We start from the raw sequence: 491 nt of genomic DNA, 5'->3' as shown, positions 1-491 counted from the left end.
AGAGCGAGCATCCGCTGGCAGAAGCCACAGTACGTTATGCGAAGGAAAAGAACCTGAAATATCCTGAAGCCACAGATTTCGACGCGGTTACCGGAAAAGGAGTTACAGGAACTTCAGAAGGAAAATCTATCGCCATAGGGAATGATAAGCTCATGCAGGAGATCAATGCTGAGGTTGATAAAAATCTTCAGCAGCAGGTAAAAACTGAGCAGGAGCAGGGGAAAACTGTTTCTTATATTGCTGTTGAAGGAAAGGTTGCAGGTTATGTAACTATTACTGATCCCATAAAAAAGACCAGCCGACAGGCAATTTCAGAGTTAATTGATGCCGGTGTCGAAGTGGTGATGTTGACCGGAGATAACGAGGTGACAGCAGCTGCCGTGGCTAAGGAGTTGCATCTTTCAGGTTTTAAAGCCGGTATGTTGCCACAGGATAAGATGGAGGAGGTAACGAAACTTCAGCAGCAAGGAAAAAAAGTTGCCATGGCAGGG

General features: G+C 45.8%; 1 protein-coding gene. It reads left to right on the top strand.

Translation table 11 applies throughout. The features are described 5' to 3' along the window. Window positions 1-491 (top strand): HAD-IC family P-type ATPase (locus HC176_RS16235; protein ID WP_167920039.1); only part of this gene is annotated, 491 nt, incomplete at both ends.

It is taken from the genome of Tamlana crocina (assembly GCF_012037625.1).
Note: the sequence above shows the minus strand (reverse complement) of the source record. Positions and strands in the feature narration are given on the sequence as shown.